The following is a 19,724-nucleotide window of genomic DNA, read 5'->3' as shown; positions in this document are numbered from 1 at the left end:
GACCGCACGGACACGAGCGGCCCGGTCCGGGGGAGACCCCGGGCCGGGCCGTCGTCGTGCCCGGCGTGCCGGTGCCCTGACCCGGGGTTACGGTTTCCTGACACCGCTCTCACACCGAGCGCGTCCAGAGGGGGCCGCGCGGGGAGCGGTCACGGTGGGTCGCAACGGCGCGACCGGCCGGGGACGCAGGGGGCCACCGCACGACGTCGTGCCGGTCACCCCTGCCCAGAGGGGCTGACATGAGCACATCACCACGCCGGCGTCGTCCGGCACCGAGCGCACTGGTCCTGATCGCCGCCGGCCTCCTGGCCGGCTCCGTCGTCGTCGCACCGACCGCCACCGCCGCGGACACGGTGCCCGTCGGGTCGGGGAGCTACCTGACGACGCCGCCCGGCCCGACCCCGGAGGGCTGCGACGCCCTGGAGGCCGACCCTCGGGTGTACCTGACCGACGACGCGCCGACGGGGCCGCTGCCGACCAACGACTGGTGGTCCTCGCTGCTGTTCAAGCGGTGGAACTGCACGGCGTCGGAGCCGCTGCACGCCCACCCGGTGTCGTACCAGCCGACCGAGATCGGTCTCGGGCTCTCGGTGACACGTGACACCGTGCTGTCCGGCACGCCCGGCGGCATCGGTGAGTTCCACTACCCGTACAGCCAGGACGTGCTCGTCGGCGTCGCCGGCCTGCGCGCGCCCGTCGTCGAGGTCGCGGGCTGGAGCGACTGGACCGTCACCCCGTCGTGGGAGAACGGGAGCACGCGGCTGCGCGCGACGATCGGGCACGGGCTGCCGATCAGCTGGTACCACGTGACGGGCGGCGACGCGGTTCTCACCGCCGCCGCCGACCTGCGCGTCTGGCTGCGCGACGGCGCGACCCTCGGCTTCACGGCCGGCGGCAGCGACTACGTCGCGTACGCACCGACGGGCGCGTCGTGGCAGGTCTCCGGCACGACCCTGACGAGCGGCCTCGCGGGGCGCGGCTTCCTCGCGGTCGCCGCGCTCACGACCGCGGCCGGGTCGACCGACACGCAGCGCACCGCCCAGGCGCGTGCGCTCGCGCCGTACGCGTTCGACGAGGTCACCGACGCGCGCGTCTCCTGGGCCTACGACGAGGGTGCGTCGCGCGTCCGGACCACGTACGCCCTGACGACGACGCCGCTGCAGGGGCAGTCCCGCGGCACGGTCGTCGCGCTCTACCCGCACCAGGAGCGCTACGTCACCTCCACCACCGGGCCCGCCGCGACGAGCCGGCTCGGCACCTACGTCTCGCCGCGCGGCACCATGACCGCGTACACGGGTGCCACCGCGTTCACCACGACCACGCCGTTCACGGGGATCCTGCCCGAGGTCCCGGCCGTCGCGACCTCGACGGGCGCCGCGCGCGACCGCCTCGACGCGCTGCTCGACGAGGCCGCGACCGACACCCTGCCCGTCCTGCGCGCCGACACCTACTGGACCGGCAAGGCACTCGGTCGCGCCGCCCGCATCGCCGAGATCGCCGACCAGCTCGGCCGCACGGACGTCCGCGACCGCACCCTCGGCGCGATGCGCGCGACGCTCACCGAGTGGTTCACCGCGTCCAGCGGCAAGCGCGAACGCGTCTTCGCCTACGACGCCCGCTGGGGCACGCTCATCGGCTACCCCGCGTCGTACGGCTCGGACACCGAGCTCAACGACCACCACTTCCACTACGGCTACTACGTCGCGGCCGCCGCGACCCTCGCGCGGTTCGACCCGCAGTGGGCGGCCGACTACGGCGGCATGGTCGACGTCCTGGTGCGCGACGCCAACGGGTACGACCGGTCGGAGACGCGGTTCCCGTTCCTGCGCGACTTCGACCCCTACGCGGGGCACGACTGGGCGTCCGGGCACGGTGCCTTCGCCGCCGGCAACAACCAGGAGTCGAGCTCCGAGGGCATGAACTTCGCCGCGGCGCTCGTGCAGTGGGGCGAGGCCACCGGGCGACAGGCCGTCCGCGACGCGGGCGCGTACCTGTACGCGACGCAGGCGGCCGCGATCCAGGACTACTGGTTCGACCGGGCGGAGGCGATCCCCGACGGGTTCGGGCACAGCACCGTCGGCATGATCTGGGGCGACGGCGGGGCGTACGCCACGTGGTTCAGCGGCGAGGCCGAGATGATCCAGGGCATCAACACCCTCCCGATCACGGGCGGGCACCTGTACCTGGGCCTGCGGCCCGACGACGTCCGCGCCAACTACGCCGAGCTCGTCCGCACCAACGGCGGCCCGCCGACCGTGTGGCAGGACGTCCTGTGGAGCTACCTCGCGCTCGGCGACGGTCCCGCCGCGCTCCGCGAGCTCCAGGCCCACCCCGGCTACACGGTCGAGGAGGGGGAGTCGCGCGCGCACACCTACCACTGGGTGGCGAACCTCGCGGCGCTCGGCACGCTCGACGCGACGGTCCGCGCCGACCACCCGCTCGCGGCGGTGTTCCGCGGGGCGTCCGGCCGGACCTACGTCGCGTCCAACGTCACCGCGACGACCCTCACCGTGCGGTTCTCCGACGGCACGTCGTTGCGTGTCCCGGCGGGGCGGACGGTGACGTCGGGTGCGTTCGCGTGGAGCGGTGGCAACGGGCCGGGCGGGCCGACGACGACCCCGACGCCCACCCCGACGCCGACACCCACTCCGACGCCGACGCCGACGCCCACCCCGACGCCGACGCCCACGCCCACGCCGTCCCCGACGCCGACCGTGCCGCCGGCGGACGCCTCGACGCTCTACCTCGACGGCGAGGGTGGCCTCGTGACGAGCCCGGTCGCGTCGCCGGCCACGCTCACCGTGCCGCGGGCGGCGGGCATCGACACCGCGACCGAGCCGGCCGACGCGGTCGTCGCGACCGTCGACGGGGTCAGCGGCACCCCGACGACCGCGGGCACCCGGTTCGACCTGGCCCTCGACGCGGGCGGCGTCGTGGGCAACGGCACGCGCGTGTCGGTCTCGTACGACCTCACGGGCGACGGCACGTGGGACCGCGTCGAGGTCTACCGCTACTTCGCGACCGACCCGGTGCCAGGCGTCGAGCGGTACACCGAGGCCGTGGGCGCGGAACGCGTGACGGGCACGCTCGGCCGTCTGACGAACGGGACGGTCCGTGTCGCGGTGTGGAACGCGATCGGGTCGGGCCCGTCGACGGTCCGGCTCGCCGACTCCGTCGTCCGGCTCCCGCTGCGCGCGGCGAGCTGACGGCGGACGCACCACGGGCCGGCGCCGGGACTGTCCCCGGTGCCGGCCCGTCGTCGTGGTGCGGGAGACGGGACTCGAACCCGCACGCCCTCTCGGGCACCAGGACCTAAACCTGGCGTGGCTACCGTTTCACCACTCCCGCGCGCCGAGTGTGGCACACCGGGCGGCACCCCCACGCGACCGCGGGCACGCCGCCACGGCAGGCCCGCGTCAGGCGATCTTCAGGTCCCGGCGCAGCTTCGCGACGTGCCCCGTCGCCTTGACGTTGTACTGCGCGAGCTCGACCTTGCCCTCGGGGTCGACGACGACCGTCGAGCGGATCACGCCGGTCACGGTCTTGCCGTAGAGCGACTTCTCCCCCCACGCGCCCCACGCCTCGAGGACCGACTTCTCGGTGTCCGACGCGAGCGGGAACGTCAGGTGCTCGGCCTTCGCGAACTGCGCGAGCTTGTCGACCGGGTCGGGGGAGACCCCGACGACCTTGTAGCCGGCACCCTGCAGCGACGCGAGCGAGTCGCGGAAGTCGCACGCCTGCGTCGTGCAGCCCGGCGTCATCGCGGCCGGGTAGAAGTAGACGACGACGTGCTCGCCGCGCAGGTCGGACAGCGTGACGCTTCCGCCGTCCGCGGTGGGCAGCGTGAAGTCGGGGGCGAGGTCGCCGACGGCGAGACGAGGCACGAGGACGCTCCGGGTGGTCGCAGGGGAGGCGCCGGCCGGTCGACGCCGCGGTCAGCCTACGTCGCGCGCACGGTAGCGTCGTGCGGGTGACCGCTCCCACCCCCGACACCCGTCCCGGGCTGCCGATCCGCATGCTCAACGACCGCCTGCTCGTCTCCGTCGACGGCGACCCGGCGGAGCGCCGGTCCTCGGCGGGCATCGTCATCCCGGCGACCGCGGCGGTCGGCAAGCGGCTCGCGTGGGCCTCGGTCGTGGCGGTCGGCCAGCACGTCCGGCAGGTCGAGCTCGGGGACCGCGTGCTGTTCGACCCGGAGGACCGCGCGGAGGTCGAGCTCGCGGGCGCGACGTACCTGCTGCTCCGCGAGAAGGACGTGCACGCCGTCGCGACCGACCGCGGCTCCGGTGAGGGCACCGGTCTGTACCTGTGACGATCCTGGGGAGCCGGGCCCGGCACCTTGCACGTCGCGTCGCGGTGGTGTGCCATGGAATCAGCCGGACGCCTGACCAGGACCACCAGGAGCGCACGATGCCTCGCGACGACCAGCCCGAGACCCTTGCCGCGCCCGACGCCGAGCGTGTCCGCGAGCTCCTCGAGGCCCACGTGCCCCTCACCCTCATCGCCGACCTGACGGCCGCCGAGGCCGTGCCGTCGCAGGAGATCCTCGAGAAGGAGGGGCTGCCGGAGGAGGCGTGGTGGGACCCCGAGAACGGCACCGCGCAGGCGAGCGGGGACACGCGTCCCTGAGCCCGCGTGACGGTCGTCACGCCGGCCCGATCCGATTGGCTTCGCAGGCCGGACGGCTGCTAACGTTCTCAACCGCGCGCCATTAGCTCAATTGGCAGAGCAGCTGACTCTTAATCAGCGGGTTCGGGGTTCGAGTCCCTGATGGCGCACCAGCGCGAAGGCCCTTCACCGCACGGTCGGTGAGGGGCCTTCGTCGTGCGGGACGGCTGTCGCGGCGGGCGTCGTCGGCGCCCGGTCGCGCGCGGACTCGACCGGCAGCAGGACCGCCCCGACGAGGAAGCAGACGGCCCCGACGAACGTCCCGGCGTTGACGGCCGCGATGTTCGCCACGTCGTCGGTGCCGCGCAGGTACCGGGCCGCGACGGCGGCGACGCCGAACGCGACCGACCCGGCGAGGTTGAGCCCGGCGATCGTCCAGCCGACCGACCGGTCCGGGCGGGGGAGGACGCCGCGGTTCACCTCCGCGTACGCGAACCAGCTCGCCACCAGGAAGCACACCGAGCCCAGCACGTCCGGCGCCCAGACGAGCGACTTGTCGCCCGCGACGGTGAGCCCGGTCCGGGTCGCGCTGAACGTGCTGACGTTGAACAGCACCGTGCCGACCAGCTGCACGGCGGACGCCCACAGGTCGATGCGGTCCGCGCGGAACCCGACGAGCGCCGCGAGCCTGCCGCGCGGCGGCGCGGTCGCGAGGACGTCCCGCGGTGCGCGAGCCGCCTCGTCGTACTGCAGGTACGCGGCGCTCGTGAAGAACACCGACCCGACCGCGAACGTCCAGGCCGTCACGGCAGGTGCGACGGCCTGGAAGAACGCGGGCAGCGACCCGAGGGCGAAGCACACGGAGCCGATCGCGAAGAGCGCGCCGATCCACCAGCTCCACGCGTCGGCCCCGTGGTGGGGTCTCGCGTCCGCGGGGACCGCGACCGGGGCCGCGTCCGCCGGCGCGGTGGGCACGGCAGCGCCGGCCCGCAGACCGAGGCCCTTGCGGTGCCGTCGCGACGTCCACTCGACCTCGGCGCCGTCCGGCCGCCGCAGGACGGCGTGTGTCACGAACGGACCCGGCCCGCGCGCGTCGACCGCGGCCCAGCCGTCCGGCAGGTCCGGCAGCGCCGAGGTGCGCGTCACGCCCGCAGACCGGTGCGCGCCTTCGCGTGCGCCGCGGCCTTGTCGGGCGCCGTCCACACGTCGGGCTTGGCCGCGGGGCGCGCGGTCGGCTGCTCGGCGGCGAGCGACTCCCACGCGTGGTCGAGGTCGCGCAGCAGCATCTCGACCATGGTGCGGCTGAGGTCGAGGCGGACGACGACGCGCATGAGGTGCACGTCCTGCGCGTCGGGCGGGAGGCTGTAGGCGGGCACGATCCACCCGTTCTCCCGCAGCCGCGCGGAGAGGTGGTAGACGTCGAAGCCCGGGTCGCCCTTGATGCGGAACGTCACGACGGGCTCGGCGAGACCCGGGTTGAGGATCTCGAACCGTCCGGACGCCTCCAGCGCCTCGTTGAGGTGACGGGCGTTCGCGAGCATCGTCGCGACGATCGCGGAGTACCCGTCCCGCCCGAGGCGCAGGAAGTTGTACATCTGCGCCTGGATCATCGCCGACCCGCGCGAGAAGTTGAACGTGTACGTCGGCTGCGCGCCGCCGAGGTAGTTGACGCTGAACACCAGGTCCTCGGGCAGCCGCGACGCGTCGCGGAAGATCAGCCAGCCGACGCCCGGGTAGACGAGCCCGTACTTGTGCCCGGACGCGTTGATCGACGCGACCTGCTGCAGCCGGAAGTCCCAGCGCAGGTCGGGCTCGGCGAAGGGCGCGACGAACGCGCCGCTCGCGCCGTCGACGTGCAGCGGGACGTCCCAGCCCTTCTCCGCCTTGATCCGCACGAGCAGGTCGTCGATCTCCTCGATCGGGTCGGCCTCGCCGATGTGCGTCGTCCCCAGCACGGCGCCGACCGCGATCGTGTTCTCGTCGACGTGCGCCTCGACGTCCTGCGCGCTCAGCACGTACCGGTCGGGGCGCATCGGGATCTTGCGCATCTCGACGTCGAAGTAGTTCGCGAACTTGTCCCACACGACGTGCGTCTCCGCCCCGAACACGACGTTCGGCCGGTCGGTGGGAAGCCCGGCCGCGCGGCGCCGGTCGCGCCACGCACGCTTGTGCGCGAGCAGGCCGAGCATGATCGCCTCCGACGAGCCGATCGTCGCGACCCCCACGACCTTCGCGGGGTCCGGTGCGTGGAAGAGGTCGCCGAGCATGTGCACGCACGCCTCCTCGACGAGCGACGCCGCGGGGTACTCCTCGTGGTCGATGTGGTTCTTGCGCAGCGAGTCGTGGATGAGCTGCTCGGCCTGCGGCTCCATCCACGTCGTGACGAACGACGCGAGGTTGAGCGTCTCGCGGCCGTCGAGCATGAGCCCGGTGTGCAGGAGCTCGTACACCTCGTCCGCGCCGAGCCCGTGCTCGGGGAACCTCGACCGGTCGAACCGCTCGCGGAAGCTCGGCCGACCGTGGATCGGTCCGAGCGCGCCGTTGCTCTGTGCCTTCTCGCTCACGTCGCCCCTCCGTCGTCGACGCCGGAGCTCACGGCTGGTTGCCGTCTCCGGCGGACCCTCGGTGCGAACGTAGCAGCGCGATCCGGACGGCAGCACCCAGAACGGACACGCCGACCCCTGCACCTGCGCTCGGACGCGGCTGCCGCCACGATGGGGCGATGCCGAGTCAGCAGGAGTTCGACGTCGTGGTGGTGGGCGGCGGGGCCGTCGGCGAGAACGTCGCCGACCGTGCGAGCCGTACCGGGTTGAGCGTGGCGCTCGTCGAGCACGCGCTGGTCGGGGGCGAGTGCTCCTACTGGGCGTGCATGCCCTCCAAGGTGCTGCTGCGCGCCGGCGCGGTGCTCGCGTCCGCCCGCGGCGTGCCGGGTGCGAAGGCCGCCGTGGCCGACGCCACGGTCGACGCCGCCGCGGTGCTCGCGCGCCGGGACGAGATCGTGCACCACTGGGACGACGCGAGCCAGGTGTCCTGGGTCGAGTCCGTCGGGCTGACGCTGCTGCGCGGGCACGCCCGGCTCACGGGTCCGCGCACGCTCCTCGTCTCCGGTGACACGGAGACCGAGGTGCGCGCGCGGCACGCCGTCGTGCTGGCCACCGGTTCGGAGCCGGTGGTCCCCGACGTCCCGGGCCTCGCCGAGGCGGGGTTCTGGACGAGCCGCGACGCGACCGCCGCGCAGCACGTCCCGGCCCGGCTCGCCGTGCTCGGCGGGGGCGTGGTCGGCGTCGAGATGGCCCGCGCCTACGCCGACCTGGGGTCCGAGGTGACGCTGCTCGTGCGGGGTGGCCGGGTGCTCGGCAACGCCGAGCCGTTCGCGGGCGAGGCGGTCGCCGACGACCTGCGCGCCGCGGGCGTGCGCGTGCTGCTGAACGCCGAGGCGACGGGCGTGCGCCGTGACGACGGCGGTGTGCACCTCGACGTCGCCGCGACGTCGGGCGGCCCGCACCCGGACGCGAGCGTCGTGCACGCGTCCGAGGTCCTCGTCGCCACGGGTCGCCGGCCGCGCACCTCGCAGCTCGGCCTCGAGACCGTCGGGCTCACGCCCGGGGAGCCGCTGCGCGTCGACGACGCCCTCCAGGTCGCCGGCGTCGACGACGGCTGGCTGTTCGCCGCGGGCGACGTCACCGGGCGGACGGCGACCACCCACCAGGGCAAGTACGACGCGCGCGTCGTGGGCGACGTGGTCGCGGCCCGGTTCCACCCCGGCGGTGACGACGCCGAGGGCGGCCCGGCCGGCGAGCGCGACGCCGCACCCTGGAGCCGGTACCGCGCGACCGCCGACCTCCACGCCGTGCCGCAGGTCGTGTTCAGCCGTCCCGAGGTCGCGTGGGTCGGTCGCACCGAGGCGCAGGCACGTCGCGACGGCGTCGACGTCCACGTGCTGCGGTACGACCTGGCCGACGTCGCGGGCGCGTCCGTCGCGTCGGAGGACTACCCGGGGGCCGCGCAGCTCGTCGTCGACCGGTCGCGCGGCGTCGTCGTGGGGGCGACGTTCGTCGGACCCGACGCCGCGGAGATGCTGCACGCCGCGACGATCGCCGTCGTCGGCGAGGTCCCGCTCGACCGCCTGTGGCACGCGGTGCCGTCGTACCCGACGGTGTCGGAGGTGTGGCTGCGGCTCCTGGAGGCCGCAGACCTCTGACCGCGCGGTCCCTCGGGGCACGCCGCGGCCCCGCCGGGCACGCTCCCGCCCGCGCCCGCGCCCGGGCACGCCGCGGCCCCGCCGGCCGGTGGGCTCAGCCCGACCGTCAGACGGGGCCGTCGCACGTGCGTCAGTCGGTCGCCAGCGAGCCGTCGCTCGACAGGACCAGGCCGATCGCCGCGTCGCCCTGCCGCACGGCGGCGCCGATCAGGCCGAAGTCGTACGACTTGAACTCGCCGATCTCCATGCCGTACGTCTCCTCGAGACCGGGCTGGCAGAACGGGCGCTCGGGGCACTCCGGCGGGCCGGCCAGGACGAGGCCGCCGCACGCGTCGGCGAGCTCGGTCAGCGTCGTCACGTCGTGCTCGTCGGCGAACGCCTTCGTCACGGCGAACGCGTTCTGGTCCTGCGCGGCCGACGGCTGGCCGACCGCGAGGCCCGACTGCTCCGCGAGCGGCGTGAGGGCCGCGACGGTCTCGTCGACGTCGTCGCTCGACACCGACGGGGCGTCGGCGCCGTTGACGCGGGCGTTGAGGAAGTCGGCGAGGGTCGCCGCGTACTCCGGGACGGTCGACAGCGTGCCGTCGACGAGCGCGGGCAGGTACGTGTCGCGGTTGCCGATCGTGCGGACCTCGACCTGGTACCCCGCGGACCGCAGGACCTCGCCGTAGATCTCGGCGAGCGTCACGCTCTCGGAGAAGTTCGCGGCGCCGACGACGAGCGAGAGGCCGGCCCCGGTGGACGCGTCGTCCGCCGCGAGACCCTCGTCGGCGACGAACTCCTTGGCGACCTCGCTCGACGTGCGGCGGTCGATGTCGACGGCCTTGTTGAGGTCGATGAGCTTGTCGGTGTCGAGCGCGGCGGACACCGTGTCGAGCAGCTCGATCACCGCCGGGCTCTGCTGCGCGACCCCGGCGTTGACCGCGGGGATGACGTTGTCGGCGTTCTGCAGGCCCCCGTCGTCCTCCAGCACGACGAGCTGCTCACCCGCGACGGGGTCGCAGACGGGCTTGCCCGACGAGCCGGACGAGGTCGGGTCGGCCTCGCCGCCGCCGGAGCCGGGGGTGCCGCACGCGCCGAGCACGAGCACGGCGGCGGCGATGATCGCGAGACGGGCGGGACGGGTCGTGCGCATGGCGGTCTCCTGACGTCTGCCGACGACGGTCACGGGTGGGTGGCCCCGCTGGTCGAGGGTGCGGAGTGGGTCATCTCGATGGGGCGGGTTCATTGGACAGGTCGGGCGCGGCGGCGGCAACCGGTGGTGCCCCGCGGCGGAGCCGGCGTCGACCGGCGGTCGGACGCGCGGCCCGGTCGCGGGACCGCAGGCCGGCGGGCGTGACCGCCCGCTGGGCGAGGGCGAGCAGCCCTTCGGCGACGAGGCACAGCGCCGCCACGAGCAGGCCGCCCGCGAGCACCTGACCGTACCGCTGCGTGCCGAAACCGGTCACGACGATCGTGCCGAGGCTGCGGCCGCCGACGAGCGCCGCGAGCGGCACCGTCGCCAGCACCTGCACCGCGCCCGTACGGACGCCCGCGGCGAGGAGCGGCACGGCGAGCGGGAGCTCGACCGCCCACAGCCGCCGGGTGCCGGACATGCCGACGCCGCGTGCCGCGTCACGCACGCCCGGGTCGACCTCGCCGAGACCGGTGACGGCGCCCGACAGCAGCGGCGGCACGGCGAACACCGCGCACGCGAGGACGGTCGCGGGGTTGCCGAACACGCCGCTCGCGGCGAGCAGCGTGAGCAGGGCGAGCGTCGGGAGCGCACGGGTCGTGTTCGCCACGACGACCCCGACGGTGGCGCCCCGCCCGCGGTGCCCCAGCCACAGCCCGACGGGCAGCGCGACCACGGCGGCGAGCAGCACCGCCTGCACCGACACGACGACGTGCGCCCAGGTGAGCGCGAGCACGCCGTTGCGGCCGGTCCAGTTGAGCGGGTCGTTGAGCCAGGCGAACGCCTCGGCCAGGATGTCCACGCGCGCCCCCCTCAGACCGGCCGCGCCGTGCGGGCCCACGGCGTGACGAGCCGCCCGACGCCGGCGAGGACGAGGTCGCAGACCAGGGCCAGCAGCAGGCAGAGCACCGTCGCGGTCATGATCTCGGCGTGGTAGTTGCTGCGGAAGCCGCGGAACATCAGCTGCCCGAGCCCGCCGTAGCCCACGACGACGCCGACGGTCACGAGGGCGACGGTCGTCACGGTCGCGAGCCGCAGCCCCGCGACGATGCTCGGCAGCGCGTTCGGCAGCTCGACCGTCAGCAGCAGCCGCGCCCGGCCGTACCCCATGCCGCGCGCCGCGTCGCGCACCGCCGGGTCCACGCCCTCGAGCCCCACGACGACGTTGCGCGTGAGGACGAGCAGCGCGTACGCGACGAGCCCGATGAGCACGGTCGTGCGTCCGATGCCGGTGTACGGCGCCAGCACGGCGAACAGCGCGAGCGACGGGATCGTGTAGAGCACCCCAGCGACGCCGAGCACCGGTCCCGCCCAGCGGCGGCGGACGTGCGCCCACGCGCCGAGGGGCAGCGCGACGAGCGACGCGATGAGGACGGCCTGGACGGTGAGGGACGCGTGCTGACCGAGCGCGGCGAGGACGTCCTCGGCGTTGCGCTGCAGGTACTCCCACGAGAACCACGGGTTGTCCGGCTGTGCTGCTGACAGCATCCGCCGACGGTAACCGCGACCACCGACACCCGCACCCGGCGCCCGCCCCGACGACTCCGCCCGCGACCTGCGGGAGCGCCCGGGGGAGGCGGGTGTCGGACGCGGGCAGTAGCGTCCGGTGGGTGGTCCAGCCCGCCATCGCGTTCGAGCACGTCCGCAAGCAGTACCCCGCCGCCCACGGCCGCGGCGGTGCCGCCGTCGACGACCTCACGCTCGACGTCCGGCCGGGGGAGGTGCTGGTGCTCGTCGGCCCGAGCGGCTGCGGCAAGTCCACGACGCTGCGCATGGCCAACCGGCTCGTCGAGCCGTCGTCGGGCCGGATCCTGCTGGAGGGCGACGACGTCACGCACGTCGACCCGGTCGCCCTGCGACGCCGCATCGGGTACGTCATCCAGGACGTCGGCCTGTTCCCGCACCGCACGGTCGCGCAGAACGTCGCGACCGTCCCGCGGCTGCTCGGCTGGGACCGTCGCCGCACGTCCGCGCGCGCGGACGAGCTGCTCGCGCTCGTCGGCCTCGACCCCGCGACGTACGGCCGTCGCTATCCGCACGAGCTGTCCGGCGGCGAGCGGCAGCGCGTCGGCGTCGCCCGCGCGCTCGCCACCGACCCGCCCGTCCTGCTCATGGACGAGCCGTTCGGCGCGGTCGACCCGGTCGGCCGGCGCCGGCTGCAGACCGAGTTCGCGCGCATCCAGCGCGAGGTGGGCACGACCGTGATGCTCGTCACGCACGACATCGACGAGGCGGTCCGCATGGGCGACCGCGTCGCGGTCCTGTCGGCCGGCGCGCACGTCGAGCAGCTCGCGACCCCGCTCGACGTCGTCGCCCGGCCCGCCACCGACGCCGTCGCGGACCTCGTCGGGCGGGGCCGCCTGGCCCGTCTCCTCGCGCTCGGCCGGCTCGCGGCCGACGACCTCGACGCCCCGACCCCCGGGCCGGCCGGCGCTCCCGGCGTGGCGGTCGGCGACGAGCTCGGCGACGTCCTCGCGACGATCCTCGCCGGGCCCGACGGCGGGTCGGAGGGGCGCGTGACGGTGCGTGACGGCGACCGCGTCGTCGGGTCCGCGACCGCCGCGACCGTGCTGCGTGCGCTCCGCCGGCTCACCGACGAGGCCGCCGTCGACGACTCCGGCGGCGACCGCCTGCCGGACCGGTCCGCGGACCCGGCGACGGGCGGCGACCCCGTCGGTACGCTGCCGACGTGACCACGCCCACGACCGCCCGGCTCGCCATCGCGACCTGCTCCGCGCTCCCGGAGCTCGACCCCGACGACCAGCCGCTGCGCGAGGCGCTGCTCGCGCGCGGCGTCGCGACCGACGTCGTCGTCTGGGACGACCCGACGGTCGACTGGTCGACGTACTCCCACGTGCTCATCCGCTCGACGTGGGACTACACCGAGCGCCCGCGCCTGTTCACCGAGTGGACGCGCCGCGTCGGCCGGACGAGCGTGCTGCTCAACCCCGCCGACGTCGTCGTCTGGAACATCGACAAGACGTACCTGCGCGCCCTCGAGCAGCGCGGCCTGCCGATCGTCCCGACCATCTGGCTCGACCCGGAGCGCAACTTCGACGCGCGCGCGATCCACACGCGCTTCCCGGCGTTCGGCGACTTCGTCGTGAAGCCCACGGTGAGCGCCGGTTCGCGCGACACCGGCCGCTACCAGGCCGACGAGACGCCGTCGCGCGCGCTCGCCATCCGGCACGCCAAGAACCTGCTCGGCGTCGGGCGGCACGTCATGATCCAGCGGTACCTCAAGCAGGTCGACACGGTCGGCGAGACGGCGCTCGTCTACGTCGACGGGCAGTTCAGCCACGCCGTCCGCAAGGGTGCGCTGCTCGAGGGCCCGTACCGCGAGGGCGAGACCGAGGGCGTGCTGTACCGGCGCGAGGTCATGTCCGCCCGGGAGGCGAGCGACGCCGAGCGCGCGCTCGCCGACGGGGTGGTCGCCGCGCTCGGCGAGCTGTTCCCCGAGCACGCGAACCCGCTGCTGTACGCGCGCGTCGACCTCATCCCCGACGACGAGGGCCGTCCCGTGGTGCTCGAGGTCGAGCTCACCGAGCCGTCGTTCTTCTTCGGCTACGCGCCCGGGTCGGTCGACGTGTTCGCCGACGCGCTGGTCCGCCGTCTCTGAATCGGGTTCCGGACCACCCTCCGGCACCCGGTACACTTCTCGTCGGCCCTGACGTTCGCGTCGGGACCGGTCCGCGGGTACCACCACCTGCGGGCGGAACGTGGTGGCTATAGCTCAGGTGGTAGAGCACCTGGTTGTGGTCCAGGGGGTCGCGGGTTCAAGTCCCGTTAGCCACCCCAGCACGAAGGGCGTCGACGGTCTCCCGTCGACGCCCTTCGTCGTTCTCCGGCCGCGTCCCGGGCCCTGGCCGCGGTCAGGCCTCGGTGACCGTGCCCTTGACCGACGTCCGCACGACCTCCGCCGCGATCTGCCGCGCCGTCGCCGAGTCCGGCCCGGGCTGCGCCGGCAGCAGCGCCGCGCGGTAGTAGCGCAGCTCGTCGATCGACTCGAGGATGTCCGCGAGCGCGCGGTGCCCACCGTTCTTGCGCGGCGACGCGAAGTACACGCGCGGGTACCAGCGGCGGGCGAGCTCCTTGATCGACGACACGTCGACCACGCGGTAGTGCAGGTGCCCGACCAGCTCGGGCATGTCGCGGTCGAGGAACGTCTTGTCGGTGCCCACCGAGTTGCCCGCGAGCGGGGCCTTCGACGGCTCCGGGACCCAGGTGCGCACGTAGTCGAGGACCTGCGCCTGCGCCTCCTCGAGCGTCGTGCCGCCGGCGAGCTCGTCGAGCAGCCCGGACGTCGTGTGCATCGCGCGCACGAAGTCGTTCATCTGGTCGAGGGCTGCAGCGGGAGGCTTGATCACGACGTCGACGCCGCCGCCGAGGACGCGCAGCTCGGAGTCGGTCACCACTGCCGCGACCTCGACGAGCGCGTCGGCGACCAGGTCGAGCCCGGTCATCTCGCAGTCGATCCAGACGATGCGCTCGGCGCTCTCGTGGCCGTTCGGCGTCGTGGCGGGGGGCGTCGCGGGGGTCGGCGTGCTGGTCACCGGGCCAGCCTACGGGTGCAGCGGTCGCGCCCGCCGGACCCGCGCGGACGGGGCGCCGCGTCAGCGGCGGCGCGGGTCGCCCGGGTGAGGCGGCGGGACGGTCGAGGCGAGCGCGCCGGCGACCAGGACGAGGACGGCGACGCCGCCGACGCACCACCACGTCGTCGTCCAGCCGACGCCGGACCAGCGCAGGACGGCGAGCGTCGCGGCGCCGGCCCCAAGGGCGATCAGGAGCCGTTCCAGCCACCGCACGACGACCGCCCGGGCACGTGCGCCGCGCGGCGCGGGGACCGGGGCGCCTCCCGTCGCGTGCCGCCCCATCAGCGCGCCCCGCGGGTGCGGCGGAGGTGGGGGCGGTGCGGCATGGCGCACATGGTGGCACGGCGGGCGGGCGGCGGAGGTCGCCGTCCTGCCGCGGTCCTGCCGACGGGTGACGCCGGGCGCCGTGTGCCGGCGACGGCGGCGGACCGCGTCGCCCGGCACGACCCCGCCGGGGACATGACGGAGGCCGGTGCCCCGGGCGGGGCACCGGCCTCGGTGCGGCGGTCGTCAGCGGGCGACGGCGCCGGACCAGCTGCCGGAGAACAGACCGGCGAGGACCAGGGGGAGCGCGACGCGCTCGGTATGCGGCGGTCGCCTCGAGGCGTCGGACGCGCGTCTCGCGGCGGTGACGCGCGCACGGGCACGGGCGATCGTCGCCTCCTCGAGGCGGCGGGCGTTCTCCTGGCGGGCGAGCTCGTAGGTCATGGTGGGATGCACGGTGAGGCTCCTCGGGCATGGCGACGCGACCGTCGCCGGTGGTGGGTGTGGGCATGGCGAAGCCGGGCCCTGCTGGCCCGGTCGTCGGTGGATCAAGGACACCGAACCACGCGCCAGATACGTGTGTCACAGGGTTTTCCCCGGCCTGCTCGCCCGGTTCCGGGCCGTGCGTCGGGTCGCCCCGCCGACGTGGCAGGACCTCGACGGTCGTCGTCCGCGCGCCGTCTCGACCGGGCGTGACGCGGTGGGAGAGGGGGACGGGCGTGCTCGCCGCGCTGCGGCTGCTCCGGCGTGGAAGCCCGGGGTGGTGGGCGGCGGTCGTCGCGGGCGTCCTCGTGGTCGTCCTGCTGGTGCTCGCCGGTGCCCACCTGCTCGTGCCCGCCGGGCTCGCCGTCGTCGCGGTCGTCGTTCGGACGGCGCGCCGCCGCACCACGCCGCTCGACGGCGTCCCGCACGGGCGCGGCACCGGCGCCGGGTGATTCCTGCCGGGTCGTCGCCGACACATCGGGACGAACCGGTCGACGGGCGTGCGCTCGGTGTGCGGGCGGTCGTCGCCCCTGGCTACGGTCGGTCGCATGGGGGTGGACAGCGTGGAGGACGCGCGGCTCGCGGCGCTGCACCGGCTCGACGTCCTGGACACGCCGCCGGAGGAGCGGTTCGACCGGGTCGTGCGGCTCGCGCAGCAGCTCTTCGGCGTCCCGACGGCCTTCGTGTCGCTCGTCGACCGTGACCGGCTGTTCTACAAGGCGAAGGTCGGGCTCGAGCAGGACGAGGCGCCGCGTGACACGTCGTTCTGCCGGCTGACGATCGAGCAGCCGGGGACGTTCGTCGTCGAGGACGCCACCGCCGACCCCCGGTTCGACGCGAACCCGTGGGTCGTCGACGACCCGTTCCTGCGCTTCTACGCGGGGCACCCGCTCGTCGCACCCGGCGGTCACCGGGTCGGGACGCTGTGCCTCATGGACGTGCAGCCGCGGGCGTTCGGCGCGCAGGAGGCGGCGCTGCTGCGGGACCTCGCGTCGTGGGTCGAGCAGGAGCTGGTCGTCGACGACGAGCTCCAGCGCGCCGCCCGGGTGCAGGCCGGGCTGCTGCCGCGCACCGTCCCCGACGTGCCCGGGTACGGCGTCGCCGGTGCGTGCCTGCCGGTGCGCGGCGTCGGCGGCGACTTCTTCGACTGGGCGCTCGCGGACGGCCGGCTCACGTTCACGCTCGCGGACGTCATGGGCAAGGGCGGGGGAGCGGCGATCATCGCCGCGACCGTGCGCGCGGTCCTGCGGGCGGCCTCCCGGCGGGGTGGCGTGGCCGACGCGGTCGCGACCGCTGAGGAGAGCCTCGCGCTCGACCTGTCCGGCACGTCCATGTTCGCGACCGCGTTCCACGCACAGCTCGACCCGGGCACCGGACGCGTCGAGTACGTCGACGCCGGGCACGGGCTCGCGGTCGTCGTCGGCGCCGACGGGCGGACCACCCGTCTGGAGCCCGGGGGTCCGCCGCTCGGGTTCGCCGCCGCGCTCGACCCGGACTCGCCCCCGCCCGTCCGGGACGCCGCGCACGTCGACCTGGCGCCCGGCGACGTGCTCGTCGCGTTCAGCGACGGGGTCCTCGACGTCCTCGACGGGACGGTCGCGTCGGTCGACGAGGTCGCGCGTCGTCTCGCCGGTGCCGCGGGTGCCACCGACGCCGTCGACCGGGTGCTCGCGCTCGCGCGCGGAGCGACGGACCGGCCGGACGACCTCACGGTCGTCGCGGTGCACCGCGAGGCGTCGTGAGCCGGCTCCTGCTGCTGCGGGTCGTCGTCGCGCTGACGATCCTGCTGGGCGCGAACTACGTCGTGTGGCGCTGGCTCGAGTCCGTGAACTGGTCGGCGTGGTGGATCGCCGTGCCGCTCGTGATCGCCGAGACGTACAGCTTCGTCGACGTCGCCCTGTTCGGCGTGACCATGTGGCGCGCGACCCCCCGGCCGCAGCCCGACGCGCCGCCCGAGGGGCTGACCGTCGACGTGTTCGTGACGACCTACGACGAGCCGCTGGACCTCGTGATGCGCACCGCCGTGGCTGCGCGCGACATCCGCTACCCGCACCGCACGTGGGTCCTCGACGACGGCGCCCGGCCGGCGCTGGAGGCCGCGGCGCGGGACGCGGGCGTCGGGTACCTGGTGCGGGGGGACGACTGGCAGGACCGCCCGCGGCACGCCAAGGCGGGCAACCTCAACAACGCGCTGTTCCGGACCGACGGCGAGTTGCTCGTCGTGCTCGACGCCGACCAGATCCCGGACCCGGCGCTGCTCGACCGCACGCTCGGCTACTTCGCCGACCCGCAGGTCGCGCTCGTGCAGACGCCGCAGTGGTTCACGAACGTGCCCGACGCCGACCCGCTCGGCAGTCAGGCACCGCTGTTCTACGGGCCGATCCAGCAGGGCAAGGACGGCTGGAACGCGGCGTTCTTCTGCGGGTCGAACGCGATCCTGCGCCGCGACGCCCTCATGCAGCTCGGGCTCGTCGGGTACGTGCGCGCGACCGAGGCTGCGATCCGGGACGCGCTGCGCACGTCACGCACCGTGCTCGCCCGGGCCCGCCGGCGCGCTGACGACCCGCGCGTCGCCGCCGCCGTCGACCAGGTCGCGGTCGCGGCCCGCACGTCGCTGGCCGAGCTCGACGCCGGCAGCCCCCTCGGCGAGGTCACCTACGCGTTCCAGCGGCGCGTCGACGAGGTGTCCGGCGGGCTCGTCGACACCGACCTCGCGGCGATCCGCGCGGACCTGGACGCGATCGGCGCGTGGCCGATCGACACCGACTCGGAGCTCGGCGCACCCGTCGTGGACGACGCCGCGCTCGCGCGCCTCACCGACCGCGACCTGTCGCCGCTCGGCGCGCTCGCGTCGGTGCAGGCGCTCGTGCGGGCCGTCGACGTCGACCGCGGCGACGAGGCACAGCCCGTCATGCCCGTCGCGACGCTGTCGGTCACGGAGGACATGGCGACCGCGATGCGGCTGCACACGCTCGGCTGGCGGACCGTCTACCACCACGAGGTGCTCGCGCACGGTCTCGCGCCCGAGGACCTCGGCACGATGATCACGCAGCGGCTGCGGTGGGCGCAGGGCACCATGCAGGTGTTCCTGCAGGAGAACCCGCTCACCGTGCGCGGGCTGCGGCTCGGGCAGCGGCTCATGTACTTCGCGACCATGTGGAGCTACCTGTCGGGCTTCGCAGCGGTCGTGTACCTCGCGGCGCCCGTCATCTTCCTGTGCTTCGGCGTCCTGCCCGTCACCGCCTGGACGTGGGACTTCTTCGCGCGGTTCCTGCCGTTCCAGATCGCGAGCCAGGTGCTGTTCCTCGTCGCGGCGCGCGGGATCCGGACGTGGCGCGGGCAGCAGTACTCGCTCGCGCTGTTCCCCGTGTGGATCAAGGCGACGTGGACCGCGGCCGCGAACGTGTGGTTCGGCCGGCCGCTCGGGTTCGCCGTCACCCCGAAGGTGCGCCAGGACGGCGGCGGGTCGTGGCGGCTCGTCGTGCCGCAGCTCACCGCGATGGCGGTGCTCGTGCTCGCAGCGGTCGTCGGGGTCGTCCGCTGGGGGCTCGGCCACGCGCCGTGGGTCGGCACGTCCGTCAACCTGCTCTGGGTGGCGTACGACCTCGTCGTGCTCAGCGTGATCGTGCAGGCGCTCCGGTACCGCGGGTACACGGGCGCGGAGAGGATGGACTGATGGAGATCGAGACCGACCTGCGACCCGACGCCGCCGTGCTGCGGCCCGCCGGGCGCCTCACAATGGTGACCGCCGCCGAGCTGCGCGCCCGCGTCGACGAGACCGTCGCCGCCGGGCACCGGGTCGTCGTGCTCGACCTGGAGGACACGACGTTCATGGACTCGTCCGGGCTCGGCGCGCTCGTGGGGGGTCTGCGCGCCACCCGCGAGGTGGGCGGCGACCTGCGGATCGCCCGCCCCGGCGCGCAGATCCGGACGGTGCTCCAGCTCACGACGATGGACCGCGTGCTGCGGCCCTACGACACCGTCGAGGACGCCCTGCGTGCCTCCTGACGTCCGCGTCGAGGAGGACCTCGGCGGGGCCGACGGCGCGGTCGTGCTCGCGCGCGTCCACGACGCGCTCGACCGGCTGTGGCGGTCCGCGGGGGACGTCGGCGAGAGCGACCGGATCGCGCTCGAGACGGCTGTCGTCGAGGTCGCCGGCAACGTCGTCCGGCACGGGCCCGGCGGCGGTCACCTGCTCCTGCGCGCCGACGCGCACGGTCTGGTCGCGGAGATCACGCACGTCGGGCCGCCTCCCGCCGTCGACCTCGAGGCGCCCATGCCCGGGACGGACGCCGAGTCGGGGCGCGGCCTCGCGCTGACGCGGATGCTCGTCGACCTGACCTGCACCGACCGGGGCGGCGCGACGCTCTGGACCCTGTCGCGGAGGAGGCGGGTGTGACGC

At 74.8% G+C, this 19,724-nt stretch carries 20 protein-coding genes and 3 tRNA genes; 13 read left to right on the top strand and 10 right to left on the bottom strand.

What is annotated here, in order from left to right; genetic code table 11:
• Window positions 1-239: 239 nt before the first annotated feature.
• Window positions 240-3,206 carry a glycosyl hydrolase gene (locus tag OOT42_RS13190; protein ID WP_273651653.1) on the top strand — a complete coding sequence of 989 codons (2,967 nt, stop codon included), beginning with the start codon at window positions 240-242 and terminating at the stop codon, window positions 3,204-3,206.
• Between the two features lie 56 nt (window positions 3,207-3,262).
• On the opposite strand, the gene OOT42_RS13185 is transcribed toward OOT42_RS13190, so the two are convergent.
• Both OOT42_RS13185 and bcp read right to left on the bottom strand, forming a co-directional pair.
• A tRNA-Leu gene (locus tag OOT42_RS13185) sits at window positions 3,263-3,348 on the bottom strand.
• Window positions 3,349-3,416: 68 nt separating this feature from the next.
• A complete protein-coding gene (gene bcp, locus OOT42_RS13180) occupies window positions 3,417-3,884 on the bottom strand; it encodes a thioredoxin-dependent thiol peroxidase (RefSeq protein ID WP_273651652.1) in 468 nt (155 codons plus the stop codon).
• A gap of 131 nt (window positions 3,885-4,015) precedes the next feature.
• Between bcp and OOT42_RS13175 the strand changes: the two genes are divergently transcribed.
• The 3 genes from OOT42_RS13175 (at window position 4,016) to OOT42_RS13165 (ending at window position 4,781) form a co-directional block, all read left to right on the top strand.
• A complete protein-coding gene (locus OOT42_RS13175; RefSeq protein ID WP_124343865.1) occupies window positions 4,016-4,312 on the top strand; it encodes a GroES family chaperonin in 297 nt (98 codons plus the stop codon).
• Window positions 4,313-4,410: 98 nt separating this feature from the next.
• The gene (locus OOT42_RS13170; RefSeq protein WP_273651651.1) at window positions 4,411-4,629 is read left to right on the top strand and encodes a hypothetical protein; all 219 of its coding nucleotides are present in this window, start codon (window positions 4,411-4,413) and stop codon (window positions 4,627-4,629) included.
• A 76-nt stretch (window positions 4,630-4,705) separates the two neighbouring features.
• Window positions 4,706-4,781 (top strand) — tRNA-Lys (locus OOT42_RS13165).
• Between the two features lie 13 nt (window positions 4,782-4,794).
• Here OOT42_RS13165 and OOT42_RS13160 read toward each other — a convergent pair.
• On the bottom strand, window positions 4,795-5,754 hold the full coding sequence (locus OOT42_RS13160) for a YrhK family protein (RefSeq protein WP_273651650.1): 960 nt from the start codon (window positions 5,752-5,754) through the stop codon (window positions 4,795-4,797).
• The gene (locus OOT42_RS13155) at window positions 5,751-7,172 is read right to left on the bottom strand and encodes a glutamate decarboxylase (RefSeq protein WP_273651649.1); all 1,422 of its coding nucleotides are present in this window, start codon (window positions 7,170-7,172) and stop codon (window positions 5,751-5,753) included. Before OOT42_RS13155 ends, OOT42_RS13160 begins: the two co-directional genes overlap by 4 nt.
• Window positions 7,173-7,330: 158 nt before the next feature.
• On the opposite strand from OOT42_RS13155, the gene OOT42_RS13150 reads away from it, so the two are divergent.
• Window positions 7,331-8,809: a dihydrolipoyl dehydrogenase family protein gene (locus OOT42_RS13150; protein WP_273651648.1), complete on the top strand. Its 1,479-nt coding sequence runs from the start codon at window positions 7,331-7,333 to the stop codon at window positions 8,807-8,809.
• Window positions 8,810-8,939: 130 nt separating this feature from the next.
• Here OOT42_RS13150 and OOT42_RS13145 read toward each other — a convergent pair whose 3' ends face one another.
• The 3 genes from OOT42_RS13145 to OOT42_RS13135 all read right to left on the bottom strand — a co-directional run bounded on the left by OOT42_RS13145 (window position 8,940) and on the right by OOT42_RS13135 (window position 11,471).
• The gene (locus OOT42_RS13145; protein ID WP_273651647.1) at window positions 8,940-9,944 is read right to left on the bottom strand and encodes a glycine betaine ABC transporter substrate-binding protein; all 1,005 of its coding nucleotides are present in this window, start codon (window positions 9,942-9,944) and stop codon (window positions 8,940-8,942) included.
• A 70-nt stretch (window positions 9,945-10,014) separates the two neighbouring features.
• Window positions 10,015-10,785 carry an ABC transporter permease gene (locus OOT42_RS13140; protein WP_273651646.1) on the bottom strand — a complete coding sequence of 257 codons (771 nt, stop codon included), beginning with the start codon at window positions 10,783-10,785 and terminating at the stop codon, window positions 10,015-10,017.
• An 11-nt stretch (window positions 10,786-10,796) separates the two neighbouring features.
• The gene (locus OOT42_RS13135; RefSeq protein WP_273651645.1) at window positions 10,797-11,471 is read right to left on the bottom strand and encodes an ABC transporter permease; all 675 of its coding nucleotides are present in this window, start codon (window positions 11,469-11,471) and stop codon (window positions 10,797-10,799) included.
• Between the two features lie 122 nt (window positions 11,472-11,593).
• On the opposite strand from OOT42_RS13135, the gene OOT42_RS13130 reads away from it, so the two are divergent.
• The 3 genes from OOT42_RS13130 to OOT42_RS13120 all read left to right on the top strand — a co-directional run bounded on the left by OOT42_RS13130 (window position 11,594) and on the right by OOT42_RS13120 (window position 13,781).
• Window positions 11,594-12,676 (top strand): ABC transporter ATP-binding protein, encoded by a 1,083-nt coding sequence (locus OOT42_RS13130; protein WP_423775898.1) that lies wholly within the window; start codon window positions 11,594-11,596, stop codon window positions 12,674-12,676.
• Entirely contained in the window at window positions 12,673-13,602 is a 930-nt protein-coding gene (locus OOT42_RS13125; RefSeq protein WP_273651644.1) for an ATP-grasp domain-containing protein, read from the top strand. Before OOT42_RS13130 ends, OOT42_RS13125 begins: the two co-directional genes overlap by 4 nt.
• A gap of 103 nt (window positions 13,603-13,705) precedes the next feature.
• Window positions 13,706-13,781: transfer RNA gene (locus OOT42_RS13120), tRNA-His, on the top strand.
• A gap of 74 nt (window positions 13,782-13,855) precedes the next feature.
• Here OOT42_RS13120 and orn read toward each other — a convergent pair.
• The 3 genes from orn to OOT42_RS13105 form a co-directional block, all read right to left on the bottom strand.
• The gene (gene orn / locus OOT42_RS13115) at window positions 13,856-14,536 is read right to left on the bottom strand and encodes an oligoribonuclease (protein ID WP_273651643.1); all 681 of its coding nucleotides are present in this window, start codon (window positions 14,534-14,536) and stop codon (window positions 13,856-13,858) included.
• A gap of 60 nt (window positions 14,537-14,596) precedes the next feature.
• A complete protein-coding gene (locus tag OOT42_RS13110; protein WP_273651642.1) occupies window positions 14,597-14,857 on the bottom strand; it encodes a hypothetical protein in 261 nt (86 codons plus the stop codon).
• 228 nt (window positions 14,858-15,085) lie between these two features.
• The gene (locus OOT42_RS13105; RefSeq protein WP_273651641.1) at window positions 15,086-15,295 is read right to left on the bottom strand and encodes a hypothetical protein; all 210 of its coding nucleotides are present in this window, start codon (window positions 15,293-15,295) and stop codon (window positions 15,086-15,088) included.
• Window positions 15,296-15,531: 236 nt separating this feature from the next.
• On the opposite strand from OOT42_RS13105, the gene OOT42_RS13100 reads away from it, so the two are divergent.
• From OOT42_RS13100 to OOT42_RS13080, 5 genes are all read left to right on the top strand, one after another.
• Window positions 15,532-15,774: a hypothetical protein gene (locus tag OOT42_RS13100; protein ID WP_273651640.1), complete on the top strand. Its 243-nt coding sequence runs from the start codon at window positions 15,532-15,534 to the stop codon at window positions 15,772-15,774.
• A 96-nt stretch (window positions 15,775-15,870) separates the two neighbouring features.
• Window positions 15,871-17,064 (top strand): PP2C family protein-serine/threonine phosphatase, encoded by a 1,194-nt coding sequence (locus OOT42_RS13095; protein WP_273651639.1) that lies wholly within the window; start codon window positions 15,871-15,873, stop codon window positions 17,062-17,064.
• Window positions 17,061-18,998 carry a glycosyltransferase family 2 protein gene (locus OOT42_RS13090; RefSeq protein WP_273651638.1) on the top strand — a complete coding sequence of 646 codons (1,938 nt, stop codon included), beginning with the start codon at window positions 17,061-17,063 and terminating at the stop codon, window positions 18,996-18,998. The genes OOT42_RS13095 and OOT42_RS13090 overlap by 4 nt, the downstream gene beginning before the upstream one ends.
• A complete protein-coding gene (locus OOT42_RS13085; protein ID WP_273651637.1) occupies window positions 18,998-19,330 on the top strand; it encodes an STAS domain-containing protein in 333 nt (110 codons plus the stop codon). Before OOT42_RS13090 ends, OOT42_RS13085 begins: the two co-directional genes overlap by 1 nt.
• Window positions 19,320-19,721 carry an ATP-binding protein gene (locus OOT42_RS13080; RefSeq protein ID WP_273651636.1) on the top strand — a complete coding sequence of 134 codons (402 nt, stop codon included), beginning with the start codon at window positions 19,320-19,322 and terminating at the stop codon, window positions 19,719-19,721. Before OOT42_RS13085 ends, OOT42_RS13080 begins: the two co-directional genes overlap by 11 nt.
• Window positions 19,722-19,724: the final 3 nt, after the last annotated feature.

Source organism: Cellulomonas fimi (assembly GCF_028583725.1).
Classification (GTDB): domain Bacteria; phylum Actinomycetota; class Actinomycetes; order Actinomycetales; family Cellulomonadaceae; genus Cellulomonas; species Cellulomonas fimi_B.
Note: the sequence above shows the minus strand (reverse complement) of the source record. Positions and strands in the feature narration are given on the sequence as shown.